The 15,551-nt window shown below is 46.9% G+C and carries 11 protein-coding genes and 1 tRNA gene; 7 read left to right on the top strand and 5 right to left on the bottom strand.

Going from position 1 to position 15,551, the window contains the following annotated elements:
• Window positions 1-39 precede the first annotated feature (39 nt).
• From B9Y77_RS06010 to B9Y77_RS05990, 6 genes are all read left to right on the top strand, one after another.
• The gene (locus B9Y77_RS06010) at window positions 40-1,974 is read left to right on the top strand and encodes an LTA synthase family protein (RefSeq protein WP_254899937.1); all 1,935 of its coding nucleotides are present in this window, start codon (window positions 40-42) and stop codon (window positions 1,972-1,974) included.
• 78 nt (window positions 1,975-2,052) lie between these two features.
• Window positions 2,053-4,686 carry an efflux RND transporter permease subunit gene (locus tag B9Y77_RS06005; RefSeq protein ID WP_085490836.1) on the top strand — a complete coding sequence of 878 codons (2,634 nt, stop codon included), beginning with the start codon at window positions 2,053-2,055 and terminating at the stop codon, window positions 4,684-4,686.
• 9 nt (window positions 4,687-4,695) lie between these two features.
• Complete coding sequence (locus B9Y77_RS06000) at window positions 4,696-5,604, top strand: aspartoacylase (protein WP_085490835.1); 909 nt, start codon at window positions 4,696-4,698, stop codon at window positions 5,602-5,604.
• 80 nt (window positions 5,605-5,684) lie between these two features.
• Window positions 5,685-5,822, top strand: coding sequence for a hypothetical protein (locus B9Y77_RS15930; protein WP_159462285.1), 138 nt, complete (start codon window positions 5,685-5,687; stop codon window positions 5,820-5,822).
• 70 nt (window positions 5,823-5,892) lie between these two features.
• Window positions 5,893-6,537, top strand: a complete 645-nt coding sequence (locus B9Y77_RS05995) for a hypothetical protein (RefSeq protein WP_085490834.1) — start codon at window positions 5,893-5,895, stop codon at window positions 6,535-6,537.
• A gap of 5 nt (window positions 6,538-6,542) precedes the next feature.
• Complete coding sequence (locus B9Y77_RS05990) at window positions 6,543-7,631, top strand: HAD-IIA family hydrolase (protein ID WP_073423237.1); 1,089 nt, start codon at window positions 6,543-6,545, stop codon at window positions 7,629-7,631.
• Window positions 7,632-7,656: 25 nt separating this feature from the next.
• Here the strand turns inward: B9Y77_RS05990 and B9Y77_RS05985 are convergent, their stop codons facing one another.
• The 5 genes from B9Y77_RS05985 to B9Y77_RS05970 form a co-directional block, all read right to left on the bottom strand.
• Window positions 7,657-9,804 carry a C13 family peptidase gene (locus B9Y77_RS05985; RefSeq protein ID WP_176221715.1) on the bottom strand — a complete coding sequence of 716 codons (2,148 nt, stop codon included), beginning with the start codon at window positions 9,802-9,804 and terminating at the stop codon, window positions 7,657-7,659.
• A complete protein-coding gene (locus B9Y77_RS15925) occupies window positions 9,791-10,837 on the bottom strand; it encodes a type 1 periplasmic-binding domain-containing protein (protein ID WP_158212992.1) in 1,047 nt (348 codons plus the stop codon). Before B9Y77_RS15925 ends, B9Y77_RS05985 begins: the two co-directional genes overlap by 14 nt.
• A 58-nt stretch (window positions 10,838-10,895) precedes the next feature.
• Complete coding sequence (locus B9Y77_RS05980) at window positions 10,896-11,933, bottom strand: FISUMP domain-containing protein (RefSeq protein ID WP_083555456.1); 1,038 nt, start codon at window positions 11,931-11,933, stop codon at window positions 10,896-10,898.
• A gap of 167 nt (window positions 11,934-12,100) precedes the next feature.
• Window positions 12,101-14,278 carry an MAC/perforin domain-containing protein gene (locus B9Y77_RS05975; RefSeq protein ID WP_085490832.1) on the bottom strand — a complete coding sequence of 726 codons (2,178 nt, stop codon included), beginning with the start codon at window positions 14,276-14,278 and terminating at the stop codon, window positions 12,101-12,103.
• Window positions 14,279-14,696: 418 nt separating this feature from the next.
• Window positions 14,697-14,769, bottom strand: a tRNA-Gly gene (locus B9Y77_RS05970).
• 71 nt (window positions 14,770-14,840) lie between these two features.
• Between B9Y77_RS05970 and B9Y77_RS05965 the strand changes: the two genes are divergently transcribed.
• Window positions 14,841-15,467 carry a hypothetical protein gene (locus tag B9Y77_RS05965; protein WP_073423233.1) on the top strand — a complete coding sequence of 209 codons (627 nt, stop codon included), beginning with the start codon at window positions 14,841-14,843 and terminating at the stop codon, window positions 15,465-15,467.
• The last annotated feature ends 84 nt before the right edge of the window (window positions 15,468-15,551 follow it).

Raw genomic sequence — 15,551 nt, 5'->3', positions numbered from 1 at the left:
GGTTTTTGTTATTATTTATGTGAATTTTTCTGCGTTGGTATGATGATTAAACAGCTTTTCAAAAATCCGTTTATCTTGATTACGTCTGTGGCTTTTTTGTTGCAGACGGTTATGCTTGTCCTGTTCTATGCGTTGCCGGATCCGCTTGGGCTTTCGATGTCCGAAATGTTTGCGGGCAAGACCATTTGGCAAATTTTCATGGCGTATGGCGCAATTCTCGTGATGTCTTCCATCTTCACGTTCTTGAAAAGCCCTCGGGCGCTTGCCGTATTTTACGTATTTTACTTTTTCTTTGCAATCGCCGATTACGAGGTCTTCCGCTTTAATCACCAACGCCTTTCGTATTCGTTTATCCGTACCTATTTCCATATTTCCAATATCACCGATGCTACGACGGTCTCGACGCTTGGTGGCGATGGTTTTGGAACGGTTTTGTGGGTTGGACTTATTTTCCTCATTTTGGCGGGTGGCATCGCATTTTGTGTGACGTATTCCATGCGTCAAAAGCGCATGACGATGGCTCAAATTGCGATTGCACAAAAGCCGAACAAGAGAATTGCAGTCACGATGCTCTCTTCGGGATTGACGCTTTCGCTGATTCCGTTGCTTTTGTTCATTATTGGCGCTCGTGGCGTTACGAATTTCCCGTTTCAAATCGATTGGCGTTTTACGCTTGGTAAATACACGCTTACGGCTCCGGTGCTGCATATTGCAGGGCTTGAAACGTTTGAATTTTTCCGTGATGGCTATTCTATTACCGATGAACTTGTCCATGATCTCGATGCATTTTTGCCGGCGGATTTCGCAGGGGCTCGCTCGGATAAAAACTACCCTGGATATCGTAAAGCTCCGACACACGAATACAAGGCAACGCGTCCGTATAACATCGTCTTTATATTCGGTGAATCCTATAAAGGCCGCGTGCTGAATCAAATGCTCGAAGGCGATACGGCGCTTGCTCCGAACTTGTGGAAAATGGCAAATGTCGGTGGATTCTGGTTCAAGAATGCGTTCAGCGGAAGCTATCCTACGGTTCGCGGCACGACTTCGGCTTATCTCGGATTCCCGTCACACCCGAACCGCGATGTGCCTGCGTTCTATGCCTCGAATCATTTCAAGGGTTTCCAGGAATATCTGACAAATTATCATCGTGCGTACATGACGGTATCAAATCCAGTGTTTGACCACACCTTGCCTTTCGTGGAACGCTTCTATGGTGGCAATTGGCGCGTGGCAGAAGACCCGAAAATCATCGGAACCTCGGATAGCATTGGGATGGATCTCGCCATAGAAATGCTTAAGACAATGCCGACGGATAGCGCTTGGTTCTTGGCGGCAAATACGATAGCGACCCACATTCCGTTCTACGGCTACCCGGATAGTTACGCTGCCAAGCCCGAAGACGCGATGGTGCGTTTCAAGAATGCTTTACGTTATACGGATGAACAGATGGGTCGATTCTTCGAAGCGCTTTATGCAAGGCCTGATTTTGACCGGACGGTGGTATTTGTTGTTGGTGACCACGATACACCTGTGGATTCCATTGACTATAAGGTTCCTCAACCGCTTGGTGTTTCTGCGGCGCAGATTTTTATGGGGATTTTCTCTGCAGACACAAACCTCTTTAAAGGTCTTGAAATTCGTGAAGATGTGGCGTCTCAGCTGGATATTGGCCCTACGATTTTCGATTTGGCTCAAGTTCGCGCTCCGAGCCATTTTTGGGGTTACGACTTGCTTACCGAAAAACGCCCGGCAGAACAGCCTGCGCTATTTTACACGCAGAACGCCTATTATCTCGGTTTCCGCGATTCCGTGTTGACGGGAGGCTTAGAATCCGATGAAGTGTATAAAGGGAAAAACGGCTCTTTTGAGCATGTTTCGGATTCCTTGTCGCTTAAGTGGAAGGCGCATGCCGTTGGTGCAAGCAAAGTTTTGCGTTCGCTTTTGCGTAACGACAATATGCTGCCCCACTAGTCCTGTTTTTAGGCAGTTCGTCGGAATTTGCCGATGGCGATGTGCGTATGTTGTAAGATTATTAATATATTTCTACGCATGAATACGAAAAAGTCGTTTGCTGAAAAATTCTCACAGTGGTACATTCCACTCATTTGCAAAAATAAGTATAAGGCTCTTACCTTCTATTTCTTCTTAGCGCTCCTCCTCGCGTTTCCGATTCTCGTGAAGCCGGGGTTGAAACTCGACGCTGACCTTTCGCACCTCTTGCCCGAAGATACGCCGAGCGTTAAGGCGCTTGAAGAATCGTATGAGCGTTTCGGCAGTACCGACCGATTCATGATTGCCATCCAGAGCGAAAGCGTGGAACTTGCCGCCGCTTTGCAGGATTCCATTCAGGATTACATCCACAAAAACTGGCAGGGCGATTTTGTCTCGACGCAGGTGGATAACGATAACCAGTTCTTCAAGGACAATGCGCTTTTGTACCTCCCGGTCAAGCACCTTGAAAACATCCGCGATAATCTTGAAGATCTGCAGCTTGAAATTGGACGCAAAAATGGTCCGCTCGTTGTCGACTTGCTCGGCGATGGTCCGACGGATTCTGCTAGTTCTGCAAACGGCGAAGCTACTTCGAAAAAGGAACGCGTCTGGTTCGATGCAAATTTGCCGATGGAACTCGGTCTCCCCGAAGAAGCGGTAAGTGCATTCGATGCGTTCTTCAAGAAAAATACTCCTGCTGAAACCGAAACGGGTAAAAAGGAATGGAACCCGAAGGCTTACCTTCCGGATAGTTTGAAGAATCGCTTGATTGGTAGTCCGGAACCCGATAGCACGGGCAAGATTCTCTTTAACGCGGTTGTGAACGCAAAGTTGATTAAGCCCTCGACGGACTATGAATTTGTGACGAAAATTTTGGCAAAGACTGATGAGCTTTTGGCGTTTTTCCGTAGCAAGCAATACCCGGTGCCGACTCGCTTTACGGTGGAAGGCACTTACGAAGGCTTGAAGGAAGTTGATGAAGTTGCAAACGACAGTATCTTCTCGTTCGGCATTAGCCTTGTCTTGATTTTCCTCTTGACCGCATTCTTCTTCAGGAGTGTGAAGGGCCCGATTCTCGTGACCGGCTCTGTGCTTTACGCTTGCCTCCCGACGCTTGCTTTTACCGCACTTTTCTATGGCAAGTTGAATCCGTTTACGGTGTTTGTCGCATCGATTATTTTGGGTATCGGCATTGACTATTCTATTCACATTTTGGGCAATGCGCAGAAACTTTTGAACAAGTACAGTTCTCTTGAAGAAGTTCTCGAAGAAACGCAGCGCAAGATGCTCAAGCCGTTTATTTTGGCGAGCTTCACGACGATTGCCGCGTTCCTCACGCTCTTGGTCGCACACTTCCGTGGCTTCTATGAATTCGGCATTGTGGCATCGATGGGTGTGCTCTTCAGTATGATGACGTCCGTCCTCGTTTTGCCGGTCTTTGTCGCTTGCATGGGCGGTATTCCTGCGGCTCCGCAGAAGTCTCTGTTGCCGGATTCCTGGAGCGAACAGCGCATTTTCAGTTTCTTCAAGCATGCCGCTTTGATTGGCTTTGTGCTCGGTGCCGTAGCGCTCTGGTTTGCACCACATGTGGATTTTGAACACAACTTGAAGAATTTGCGCCGTGTGCATACGGATAAGGTTGTTCCTGCCGCAGAACAGAAAATTTCGACCAAGGTCACTCGCGCGACAAACCGTGCTGTGACTTCGACTCCTGCAGCTGTGATGGGCTCCAAGGCCGAACAGCTTGATAAGCTTTATGACACGTTGATGGTTCGACTCCATGACGAAAAGGATCCGCTGTTAGGCAGTTTCCTTACGCTCAAGAGCTTTGTGCCGCCTGCGGATTCCCAGGAAAAGCGCCTTGAAGTTATCGAAGAAATTCGTGACTTGGTCGAAGCGAGAGTCTTTGACAAGGCCGAAGGCGACGATTCCGCAAACGTCTCGACGCTCCGCAAACTTGCTCAAGTTGAAAAGCCGTTTGCCGCCGAAGATGTCCCGGCATGGACGCTCGACTTGCTCCGCGAAAAGGATGGCTCTTACGGTAAGATTGGCTTTATTTACGGTGACTTCCCGAGCTGGGATGCCCATGCGTTGCACCGCTTCCAGGAACGCTATGGCAACTGGAACTTTGATGGCGAACGCTTGCGCACGTTCTCGTCGCAGTTCATCCTTTCGGACGTGATTGAATCGGTGAAGGCGGACAGCTTTAACCTGGCTTCGGTCATTGTGCTTGTCATTTTCCTCACGTTGATTGTTTCGTTCCGCAAACCTTCGATGTTCTTGGCGGGAGGTGTCTCGTTTGGCATGGGGGCGCTTCTCACGCTTGGACTTTTGGGTGCGCTCACGTACTTCTTTGAATTTGGAAAAATCAGCATCTACAACGTGATTGTGATTCCGATGACGCTGGGTATTGGCATTGATGCGACAATCCACTTCATTACGTCTTGGTGTTCGAAATCCAATGAAGGGATGACCCTTCGTCAGCTCTTTGACACGACGGGTCGTAACGTGATGGCAAGCTCCTTGACTACGATTGCAGGCTTTGTCGGCTTCCTCTTTACGACGCATCGCGGCTTGCAGGGCATTGGGCACCTCGCTTGCATGGGAATCTTCATGTTCCTCGTGACAAGTGTCATCTTCTCGATGTATCTTTGTGGCTCCTGGCTCAGGAAAAAAGGTGAAAAGAAATAAGGATGATTTATGAGTAAAATCAACACAATTGTCGTTGCCGGTGGAACGCATGGCAACGAACGCACGGGCGTGAGCCTGGTCGAAAAGTGGAAGGCTCATCCTGAATGTTATAATACGCTTTGTAAATCGGCAACGGTTGATGTTGTGCTTGCAAATCCGGAGGCGGTTCGCCTGAATCGCCGTTACCGTGACCATGACTTGAATCGCGCATTTGCTCAGACTTGCTTGGATATGTCTGTGGAGCCTGTGCACTACGAATTCCGCCGTGCTCGTGAACTCAATAAGGTTTATGGGCCCAAGGGCGAAAATACGCGCACGGACTTGATTTTGGACGTGCATAACACGGGTTCGAACATGGGCTATTGCCTGATTCTTTCGACACGTGATCCGTTTACGATGAAGGCTTCGGCCGTGCTCACGCAAGAATTCGAGGACGCCTGGATTTATTACCAGCCCGAAGAACGTAGCGCTTCGCCGTACTTTGGAACGGTTGCCAAGGCGGACGTGTGCATTGAAATTGGTCCGCAACAGCATGGAACGCTGAACGCCGCTATTTTTGAACGTTCCGAAAAGCTTGTGAAACGTTATTTGGAACTTGCTGAGGAATGGAACCGTGGAGAGTTGCAAAAGCGCGCTCCGATTAAGGTTGAAGTTTATACGCAGCTGCGAGACTTGGGCTACCCGAAGCCGCAGGGCGGTGGCGCTATACAGGCGATGATCCACCCGGAATTGGATGGTCACGATTACCGCGAACTCAGACAAGGCGACAAGCTTTTCCGTACGTTTGATGGCAAGGACATCTTGTTCGAGGGCGAACCGGATGGCCGCTCGGTCTATCCGATTTTCATCAACGAACCTGCGTACTACGAGAAAGACATTGCCATGAGCCTCACGGTGAAAACCGTGGAAGAGTGGTAAGTTCGCATTGTCATGCCGGACTCCGTTCTCTTTGACCACTTAGAACTTTGACGCTTTGCGTCAGCATCTTCGGCTCAATCATGACAGTCTGCAAGCAGCCTGTCGCGACACTCGCCTTGAATGCAACTAGTTCTTATGTGGTCATGATCCGCGAATGGGGACGGCATCGCCTTTTATTTAGAATTCGTCATCCTGGAGGGTGCGCAAGCGACCGATAGGATCCAGTGAAGTCTAGTTTTGGATCGTAGATACTTTTCTACATTTATACCGTAAATACAGAGGTCTGATATGGCAGAAAATGAAGATGAATTGAAGTCTATCACGGGCGAAGAAAGCCTCAAGAATTTCATGGAAATGGTTCAAGAACTCAAGGAAAAACCTTGGGATTCCCGTTTGAACGATATTCTGGATGCCTTCGAAGACTTCTTGACAATCCGCCCTGAACCGCCGCAGTCATGGCAGGACAACTATGCCTCTAGCGGAAAGCAATTTGACTATTATCAGATTGTTTTGCCCGAAGATTTTCAGGACCCGTATGAAGACGACCTCGGAAACATTAATCGCTTGCGTGGTGAGTTTGCTCGCGTTCCGAGTACGATGGCTCTTGAACACGAACTCATTGGCCGCAATTACTTTATTTTTGAAAATGGACATGCGGAACCTATTCCTGCACCGCGCCCGATTCTGATGCTCGAAAGCAAGGACCGTGCCGATGACGAAGAACCGCAGGAAGGCGATATCACGTGGGATTGCTGCATATCGATTTTTGCGGATGGCAGCTACGTTGCTTACAATCTCGATCACGATGACGAAGAAGAACTTGGCGAAGATTTCAAGGTCGTCTTTGAAAAGCATATCGATACGCTTTCGAAGTTACAGCTCGTGATTCCCGTGGAAGGTCGCGATTACGGCATCCTCCGTAGCGACGCATAATCGCTATGGATAAATTCGAAACAGAAATCTACCTGCGTTACAAGCAAATTATTGAATCGCAAAAGGCATGCTCCTTTAAATGTCATCCCGGACTAGTTCCGGGATCTCCATTTCTTTGCAAAACTGAATTGCCATCCTGGAGGGCTCTGCCCGATAGGATCCAGAGCTATTCCTGTGCAGTCCCTCGCCATGTTCACATGGCGGATTTGTTGGACCACTACGATGCGTTTTGTTTTGACGGCTACGGCACCCTCTACAATCGTGATAGATTTGTTTACCCCGGTGCGATGGATTGGTTTCAGTCGCTCCGCCATGCGGGTAAAATCCTTCGCCTAGTGACAAATGCCGCTTCCGATGTGGACGGCGTTTTGGCTCGTGCTGCGGAAAAGCGTGGCTTTGACTTTTCGACGGAAGAAACGATTTCGTCGGGAAGCTTGCTACCGAAACTCGTGGAACAGTTGCGTTCGGGTGTCGCGACAAATGCGGCTGCCGGAATTGTGAACGAAACCGCGGGTGGAACTTCCTCGAAACCGCTTGAATTGCGCGAAGTCTATTACATCGGCCGTGAATCGGGCAGGAATGTTTTGAAAGCTTGTGGAATTACCGCAGTTGCAATGGATGCAGAACCTGCCGAGCCGATTGTGGCAATTTCGTCTGCGAAAGACACGCCAGAAACTTATGTGCGCGCGGTCAAGATTTTGCAGAAACCGGGTGCAATCCTTCTCGTGCTGAATTCGGATGCTTGGGCTCCGAAAGCCCCTGATGAAAATGGCGAGACTGAACGCGAGCCTGTTTCGGGCGCACTCTCGGAACGTTTGCGCCGTGATTCCATGTGCGACGCTAATGGGGGCGTGGGTTGTGAAACCTATTACTTGGGCAAGCCTTTCCCGCAGATTTGGGAGCGTGTCAAAGCTTCGCTTCCGGTGGGCTCTCGCGTGCTGATGATTGGCGATACGCTTGGAACAGACGTGTATGGCGCGAAAATTGCGGGATTTGATTCGGCGCTCGTTGTCGGTCGAAATGTTCCTGCCGCAGAATTAGAAGCTGACGAAAAGGCTCTCGGTATTCGCCCGGATTATTATTTGGAACCGTAAAATAAAAAGAACCAAGCTTGCGTTTTTATTTTATTACAAAAAATTCACCTATCGTTTCTTTGTAGATATTTCCATAATGGTTCACGTTGTACAACTGCACGTGCGAACCCGAAATCTTACTTGCGATTTCGACATACATGTCCCTCAGCGTTGCGTCGGGTGTTTCATCAAGCAACTTCGTAAAACCTCGGGTAAAACTATTCGTCAAGTATACGCCCATTTCTTCGTTTCGTTCATCCGCCTTACTCGTTTCATAAGGCGACGCCGCTGTTAGAAAAACGATACCAGGAATATCCGCCTTTTCCGCCGTTTCACCAAGTCCACCACTATAGCAGGCCTCCACGGCAACCAACACCTTGCGGTGCGGAATTTCTTTTATCAGCGCAACAATCTGCTCATAACTAACCTTGTCTTTACCATATTCCAAATACCCCGGCATTCCGTGTCCACTCCAAAAGACAAAAACATTGTCGGTCGACTTTGCACGGAGAACCTTTGACAACTTATCACTTGAATTTCCCCTTAATATATTTCCTAGGTCAGACGCCGTTACGGAACTTAATTTGTAATCAACTACACCCTTTTCATAGACATTGTCTCCATCCAAACGGATAAACAGCTCCCCCGGATACAGGTTGCGACGATGATTTGCAATGTCATCTTCTGCAATCACGATAATGTGGTCATCGTCGTACCCCATCTTCTTGAGTTTCTGGTAAATGGCAAAGATGTCCGCCTGAAACCGGTAATTTGCCCAGCCCGATGAGGCTGCAACCAAAAGAGCCCAATGTTTTGAAACGTCATTGTAAGAAATATTCGAGTCTGCATATTCGAAAAAGCTCGTATCCACATCGGCCTTGAAAAAATCCAGCCAATTTTCTTCTGGATTTATCGAATGTTTCGAGTCGTCGTTGCTGGTAAAATCATTCGTGACATATTTATGGTCAGCAATATTCCACCCGCGATACACTGAACCGCTCACACTGTTGTCCCTATCCAGGAAAGTCCAAGAGCTCGATACCCCCGTCAAATCAGGCAAGCGTCCGTTCTGCAACGACTTGAAATTTTCCTGCATTCCGGCAACCATCCAATCGCCGCCTGTGCCGTCCCTTCCTCCGAGCACAGCTCTAATCGATTCATTCAATTCCAGGCCCGACGAAACGGAATAAGTCGTGGCATACGCTAAAATATACAGAGCATCAAAGAAATGCGCTTCGCCATTGAGAATGTCTTCGCCAAAATGTTCATGGTATGCTTGCGCAAACCCAGACTCGGGCCTTGCGTACAAATCAAAGCCACGGTAAAAATCGTAATGAAGTTTTTTCACGATAGAGTCCGAAGCGAAATTATTCGAACACACCACTCGGATTCCACCTTGAGAAGCGACATCCTGTTGATACAATTCATCATCAAAGGCTAAGGCCATTTTGTCATCATAGGGTTCAAATAACAAAACGCTATACGGCTTCCTTCGTTCCAAATAAGTCTGCGTAAGCTTCCGCAGTTCGGTTTCGTCATTGTACAAAAAGATTCTGTCTATTTTAAGACCGAATTCTTCGGCCATAAAACCTAGCCAGTCGACATAAGAACTTACGAGTCCGCCATTCAACTCGCTTGACGGAGCCAAAAGTGTAAGTTTCAGTTCATTCATAAAAATAGACGCAAAAGAACTAGCCAAATGCGAGAAAGCGGATTCTATCAGCATAAAGTCGTTTTCAACCAAGTTCCACAAATTCGGCATGTTGGCAAAAAAACGCTGGTATTCCACATTCGACGCCTTGGGCGAAAGAATCGGCTTCGCACTTTTCCGCAAAAGTTCCGCCATGCGGTACGCCTTGTCCGATTGAGTGGGCCCCACAATGGCCGCATAGTCCGTATCGTGAGCCACCTTTTCCATATACTCGTCGATATCGGCATCATCCTGGTTCTTAAATTCCAGTTGCAGTTTTACCTTTTGGTCTAGCCCGTCCTGAGCTTTTTCCATATTTTCCAAAGCCCATTCGGCGCTGCGTTTCCAACGGACCATTTCAGAAGATTTCGCCATGACGGCGACCCTGATTTTACGCGTTTTCGTATCGGTCTTGGCAGAGACGGAATTATCAGAACAGCCGCAAAGGCAAAGTATTGCTACCGTCATCCATATCAAAAGCAGAGCAGGCTTACTTCTTTGCATGGCGAGCCTCCTCGCGAACCGCTTCGTCATAATACTTTTCATAGCGGGCTTCGAACTCTTTCGTATCGTCAAAATTCTTGTTAAACACAATCGAGGCGGCACCGTCACCCAAGCCAAAAGAGCGGAACCGAGGCCAATCCTTACCCAAAGCCCATTCTTCCAAGTAGCGAATAACAATCCCCTTAATGTCAATGACCAAAGTAAACGGCACCTTTGGCAACACGCCGCTTTGGTCAACATCCATCCCAATCATAAAGTGTCCCGTATTCGGATAATCGATCAAGGCCCGACGCACGCCCTTGATAGCGCCCCCCAACAAAGGAAAAATAGCCGAAGGTCTATCCGCATCTAGAATATAATTCGTTATCGAAAAAGTAGCCACGTAGGCAAATTCAATGTTGTTAAAAGCCGTTTCATCATTTTCATTGTAAGTAAGATAATCCACCCCCAAAGTATCTGCTATCGTCTTATGCACATCGTAACCCTTCCTAAAGCCATCAATCGATGTTTCAAGGCTCGCAAAACCAGGTGCCGCCGCCAAAATCATGCAGGGATTTATGCCCAGAATTGCCCCCGACAAGTAACTTGCGCCATAGCGGTCAATCGAGAATGAATAAACGTCTTGCGGAAAGCCCGCCGAGTCGGCCTCAAACAACAGGACCTTGTTCCCGTCACCCGAAAAACGGATGTCAAGTTTTTGCGCCAACCCGGCATACGCCGAAGACGCCAGGATAAGCAACGAGGAATCCGTGTCGGCATTTTCCTTGAGCCACGCCTGCACAAGTGAATCGGCCTCGTCCATAGATTCCGGCTGCAGCAGACGGAAGGGCACTCCACTATCTTCATTAAACCGGAATAGTCCTGCCAATATCTGGTCATTATAGCTATTATCGCCAATGCCGTTGACGCTTGCCACAAGCGTAATGTTCGCTATGCCCGGGCGATTTTGCACAGCATCAAAAACAGATTCGCTGTTGGAACAGGCATACAGCGAAAATAGTAGAAAGAATCCAAAAAACAGCCTTAACATCATTACCTTAATGATAAAAAAATTCCCTCAAACGAGGGAATATTTTTGTTGTTCTGAAAAACTAATCCTTTAGACAACGAACACTGTTTGCGTTGTACTTTACCTCTTCGTTCAGATAGGCATCGTCTTTAAGCGCTTCTATACGTACCAAGAACGCAGTATAGCCGTGATCATCTGTCGAAGTCCAGAACCGTGCTATATCACCTAAGGAACGATACTCGCTATCCTTGTAACCTGCAGGCAAAACGTTAAGGCCGTAGTCATCACTTCCGTTTCCATCGCGCAGCCAGTCTGAAGTAGATTTGAGAGCCTTGCCCTTATTTTTTACAATTCCATAAAATAATTCATTCCATTCGTACTTACTCGGCAAGTGCCACCCTTTGGGGCACGCCTCCATAGCCGCATCCCATTCGTAAAGTCGACCATATTTTTTACAATTATCCGCATTGTCGTCATAGCAATAGCTATTCGGTGTTTCATACAGAAGATTCTCTGCCATCCAAAGTTGCGAGCCGATTTTTTCCAATTTATACATTTTACCATCACGGGGATCAACCCTATAATTTTCACTCTTCTCAAACGCATCCGTCAGGCACTGTAACGCAGCCTCCTTGCTAAACAGTCCCATAAAACTACAAGCGAAAATCGCACCCATTTCAAGAGAATCAAAAGAAGCGTCATTATCTTCATAATCTCCGCTATACATCTGCCTCAAATCAATGACTGTATTCAGACTAGTGTCCTTGGGAAAAACGACACGTAATTCCCCCTTACGCTGCCCCTCTGAATCATTCTTTTTCACATGGATTTTCACATCCGCATTACCCAAACCCGATTCCGGCAAGACCGAATCGATAAAAGTGGAATTATTTTCGATACGCCACTCACCGTTGGATTCCAGATTTAGTTCATAGAAGCTCTCCCCCTTGCCAAGCAACAGCACGCCACCGTTGACAGGCGTCTCACCCAATTTGATAGAGAGCACGTTGTCTTCACCGTTTGCGTCACTAGAACTGTCCGAATCCGAGCAGGCAATGAAACCGACCGCACACAAAGCAAGTGCGATCATCGTGAATTTATAACTTTTTGCAAAGCTCATGATTTTCTCCTTCTTTGACGGATACTTTATTTTAAAATAATTCTTTTCAACATGAATTCAATAAAAAAAACTCGAACAACGCTCCAACTTAGAATAGTCTATATGCAGAAATATTCCCCCAAGCGGGGGAACTTTTTGTTATACGTGAAATTTATTGATAAATCATTTTATTCCTGATAGAATATAAGCGCGTCATATGCGGCCGCCTCCAAAATATTAAAGGTGCTAGCACCATCTTCCACACCGATCTGGCCATTATTTATTGCATAATAACTCGTATAGCCATTCTTATCTTTCCGTAATCCTAACCCAACAAGTCCGCAAATATTTCCTTTAACATCCTTCGAGTCGCATTCGCTCTTTCTCGTCATGGCTGCACCTAAGTTAGTAATCTTATTGTTTTTAAAAACTTTTTCAATTTCTTGGAATGCTTCCTTAGTAGGAATACTCCATCCTGATGGAACAAATTTATCCTTCTCTTTGACTTTGTAAATGAGAATGGGCTTGTTATCTAAACCGTGGCCAACATTAAAAGTTCCTTCACCGACAGCTACATATTGATATTCTTTTCCTGTTTTATCAATGGTGCTAGCATAATTATCGCGGAGCCAAATACGATTGAAAACCTTAACCAAGGGATAATTATGATTCTGAACTTTGCCATCTCTTAAATCATTTTCACTATTGGGAGGATACTTTTTAGGAACGTAAATCTTCGAAGCTAAATAAGCGTCTTCAACCGTGCCTGCATGATGTTCCGTGCCTTCAGGCGCTACACTCGTCACAGAAGCTCCTCGAATATAGAGTTTCTTCGCCGCGCCGAAGTTCATGTTTTCATATTCGACTATGGCGGCATCGGTTCCATCCCAGCTGACACGGGCCGGCTTGTGGTCCTTGTCGCCAATGTAGAAGCCCAAGTTAAAGCGGACCTTGTTGTTGATGACGGGGTAAATAACCATCACTTTTTCTTTGAGGTTCAGGAGCGGCACAAATTCCAACATGGCCTTCGCCACCAGTTGTCCGCCCAAGTAAATATCCTTAATCAAGGTGTTGGTGTCCAGGTCTTCTATCTTCGGTACATCGATTTCGGTCACGGTCCCACAGTCATAGCCATACTCAAAATCAGAAGCGACCTGTTTACCGTTCAAATAATCTTTGAGTTTTTGCTTACGTTCCTTGGCCTTTTCGCCAAGGCTTTCGTCAATCAATTCATAAAGTGGAATTAAGCCTCCATCCGAAAAACCGATAAGAGTTGCTGCGCCGGTATTTTTTGAAACAGACTGTTTCCACTTGTTCACATCTTCATTATTCAGAATTTTGGAATCCGACAATTTAAGCGCTAAACCATCATCCCCCCCAAGAACATCTATATCGATATTCACATTCGAAAGGTTTTGTTCCAAGCTCGATTTCATTTCCGTACTCACTTCGGCACTCGCGTCAACAACGCCCTTGTACGCAGCCTTGGCGAAAGCACTGATATCGTATTTGGATGTAATCTTGGATACATCTGCCGTCATCGATTGACGAATGCGCCCGCCAAGCCTCGAACCCCATACCACATGGGTTCCAAAATCACGAACCAGCTTTTTGAACCCTTCATTAGTACTTGGGTAACTTGTATTCAATCCATTAATGGAATTGTAGGCGAATTTTTTCATATATTCTTCAGACTTGAGCAATTCCAAAGGAAGATCAAAACCCGCAGTCTTTACAGCAAGGTCCAGATAGGTCAATGCATATTCATAATTACTCTTATTCGATGTGTTCATATCAAATGCGGCTCCGATTTCTCCCGAAAAGCCTGCTATTCCGCCCTCAACATTAACTTTGGAACTCAACTGGAAACTTATATCGGAAATTGTCGACCCCGTAATACTTGTAGTCTTGAGGCTTGCCTTCGTCGGCCCGATAGAAACGCCTCCATCCTCATTCAATTTTTTGACATCAAAAATTTCACACTTGATAGCTTCATAGTCGGGATAGCCCCCAGTAATGGCATTATAGCCATAGCCAATAGCATAAACCTTGTTACTCTGCGTCAGCTCAGTCACCGCATTATCATCGTAGTCGCCGCTATACTTCTGCACTACGGTAATGGTCTTGTTCAGGGAGGTGTCTTCAGGGAACACAATGTGCAGATCGCCCACAAAACGTTCGTCCAAATCGTTTGTGGTTAAACGAATTTTAACGGTCGCATCGCTGCTACCGGATTTTTTGCTAATCGACTGAATAAATCCTGTTTCATCCTCGATGCGCCATTTTCCGTCAGCCACGATCTTGAAATCGTAGGTGCTGTCCATCATGTCCAACATCAACGTGTCGCCGACAGTCTTGCCAGACACTTCGACTGCAATGGAGTTTTCGTTCCCCCCCCACTAGGAGAGTCTGAACACGCGACTAGACCTGCGGTTAAGGCGCATATGAGAGTTAATTCCACAGAAGATTTGTGGGTATTTGAGTAATTCATGATTACCCCTCCTTCTTAGGAAATGTTTAGGCACTTGAGTGCATTATGATTGAAAAATCATTTTTTTTGGGTGAGAAGGTCAATAATGAGTGTAAGAAAATTGTATCGAAACTTGAATATTCCAAGTTGGAATGTTTTGAAGAAAAAGAACCAAACTTGCGCGATAAGTCCAAAATTCGCTCTTCGGACTTCGTCCATGACCGAATTTTGTCGAACCCTCTTCTCGGGTTCTCAACCTCCATTTACCATATAAAAAAAGAAAAACCACCTGATAGGTGGTTTCTCTTTTTTCGAGCGGGAAAAGGGTTTCGAACCCTCGACATCGACCTTGGGAAGGTCGCGCTCTACCAACTGAGCTACTCCCGCATGGGTAGTCTTAATTTAGTAAAATTAGGGGGCTTGTAAAGGTATGCCTTCTTTTTTTCTATTATTGAAATATGCAAAATTTCAAGTTTAAATCTGTTTGTGGCGTAGTGGCGCTCGTTTGTCTTGTTTCGACGAACATTGCGTGGAGCGAGGGCGGTTCAAAACGTGGCTTTTTTGATAGTTTCGTAAACTTCTTTACGCCGAGTGGTTCTGTGCAAGGCGAAGGTCCTATATTTGATGAACTTAAGGGCGTCGAAACGCAAATCGATAAGATTGAAGTTCAGTATTCTAGAGAACGCCGTCCGGGCAATAAGACGCGCTACCGCAAGCAGTTGGATAGCCTCCGCAATGTCCGTGATTCGCTGATTACGGTGATTGAGAAAATGCCGTCTGGGGTGAACGTCGCGCAATCAAGTGCCGCTCTTTCGAGCGCTGCGCAGTCTAGCTCTAGTGTTTTGCTGAATACGGCAGGCTCGAGTGCGTCGAAGCCGATTTCTTCTTCTGCGGTTCCCACAAGCAGTGCTGCAAATGTTGTTTGCGCTCGCGATACGGTCTTTGTGCACGATACACTTGTCGTGCGTGATACCGTCGTGATTCACGATACGTTATACGTCGTGCTCGCGAGTAAGCCCGAAGCAACGCCCAAAGCATCTCCGAGCAAATCGAAAAAGAAAGCCGATAAAGCTTCGGAAAAGTAACTGAAAAAAATGCGCGGCTTCTCAGCCGCGCTTCTCTGTACTTGTCATCCTGAACCCTGTAAGGGTGAAGGATCCAGTAATTTC

It is taken from the genome of Fibrobacter sp. UWB13, from assembly GCF_900177805.1.
GTDB lineage: Bacteria > Fibrobacterota > Fibrobacteria > Fibrobacterales > Fibrobacteraceae > Fibrobacter.
The sequence above is the reverse complement of the archived record's forward strand: the minus strand, read 5'-3'. Positions and strand labels throughout refer to the sequence as shown.

Excerpts from the sequence above, each read along its gene's own strand:
- B9Y77_RS06010 (WP_254899937.1), top strand. The coding sequence starts at position 40 with ATGATGATTAAACAGCTTTTCAAAAATCCGTTTATCTTGATTACGTCT.
- B9Y77_RS06005 (WP_085490836.1), top strand. The coding sequence starts at position 2,053 with ATGAATACGAAAAAGTCGTTTGCTGAAAAATTCTCACAGTGGTACATT.
- B9Y77_RS06000 (WP_085490835.1), top strand. The coding sequence starts at position 4,696 with ATGAGTAAAATCAACACAATTGTCGTTGCCGGTGGAACGCATGGCAAC.
- B9Y77_RS15930 (WP_159462285.1), top strand. The coding sequence starts at position 5,685 with ATGACAGTCTGCAAGCAGCCTGTCGCGACACTCGCCTTGAATGCAACT.
- B9Y77_RS05995 (WP_085490834.1), top strand. The coding sequence starts at position 5,893 with ATGGCAGAAAATGAAGATGAATTGAAGTCTATCACGGGCGAAGAAAGC.
- B9Y77_RS05990 (WP_073423237.1), top strand. The coding sequence starts at position 6,543 with ATGGATAAATTCGAAACAGAAATCTACCTGCGTTACAAGCAAATTATT.
- B9Y77_RS05985 (WP_176221715.1), bottom strand. The coding sequence starts at position 9,804 with ATGCAAAGAAGTAAGCCTGCTCTGCTTTTGATATGGATGACGGTAGCA.
- B9Y77_RS15925 (WP_158212992.1), bottom strand. The coding sequence starts at position 10,837 with ATGATGTTAAGGCTGTTTTTTGGATTCTTTCTACTATTTTCGCTGTAT.
- B9Y77_RS05980 (WP_083555456.1), bottom strand. The coding sequence starts at position 11,933 with ATGAGCTTTGCAAAAAGTTATAAATTCACGATGATCGCACTTGCTTTG.
- B9Y77_RS05965 (WP_073423233.1), top strand. The coding sequence starts at position 14,841 with ATGCAAAATTTCAAGTTTAAATCTGTTTGTGGCGTAGTGGCGCTCGTT.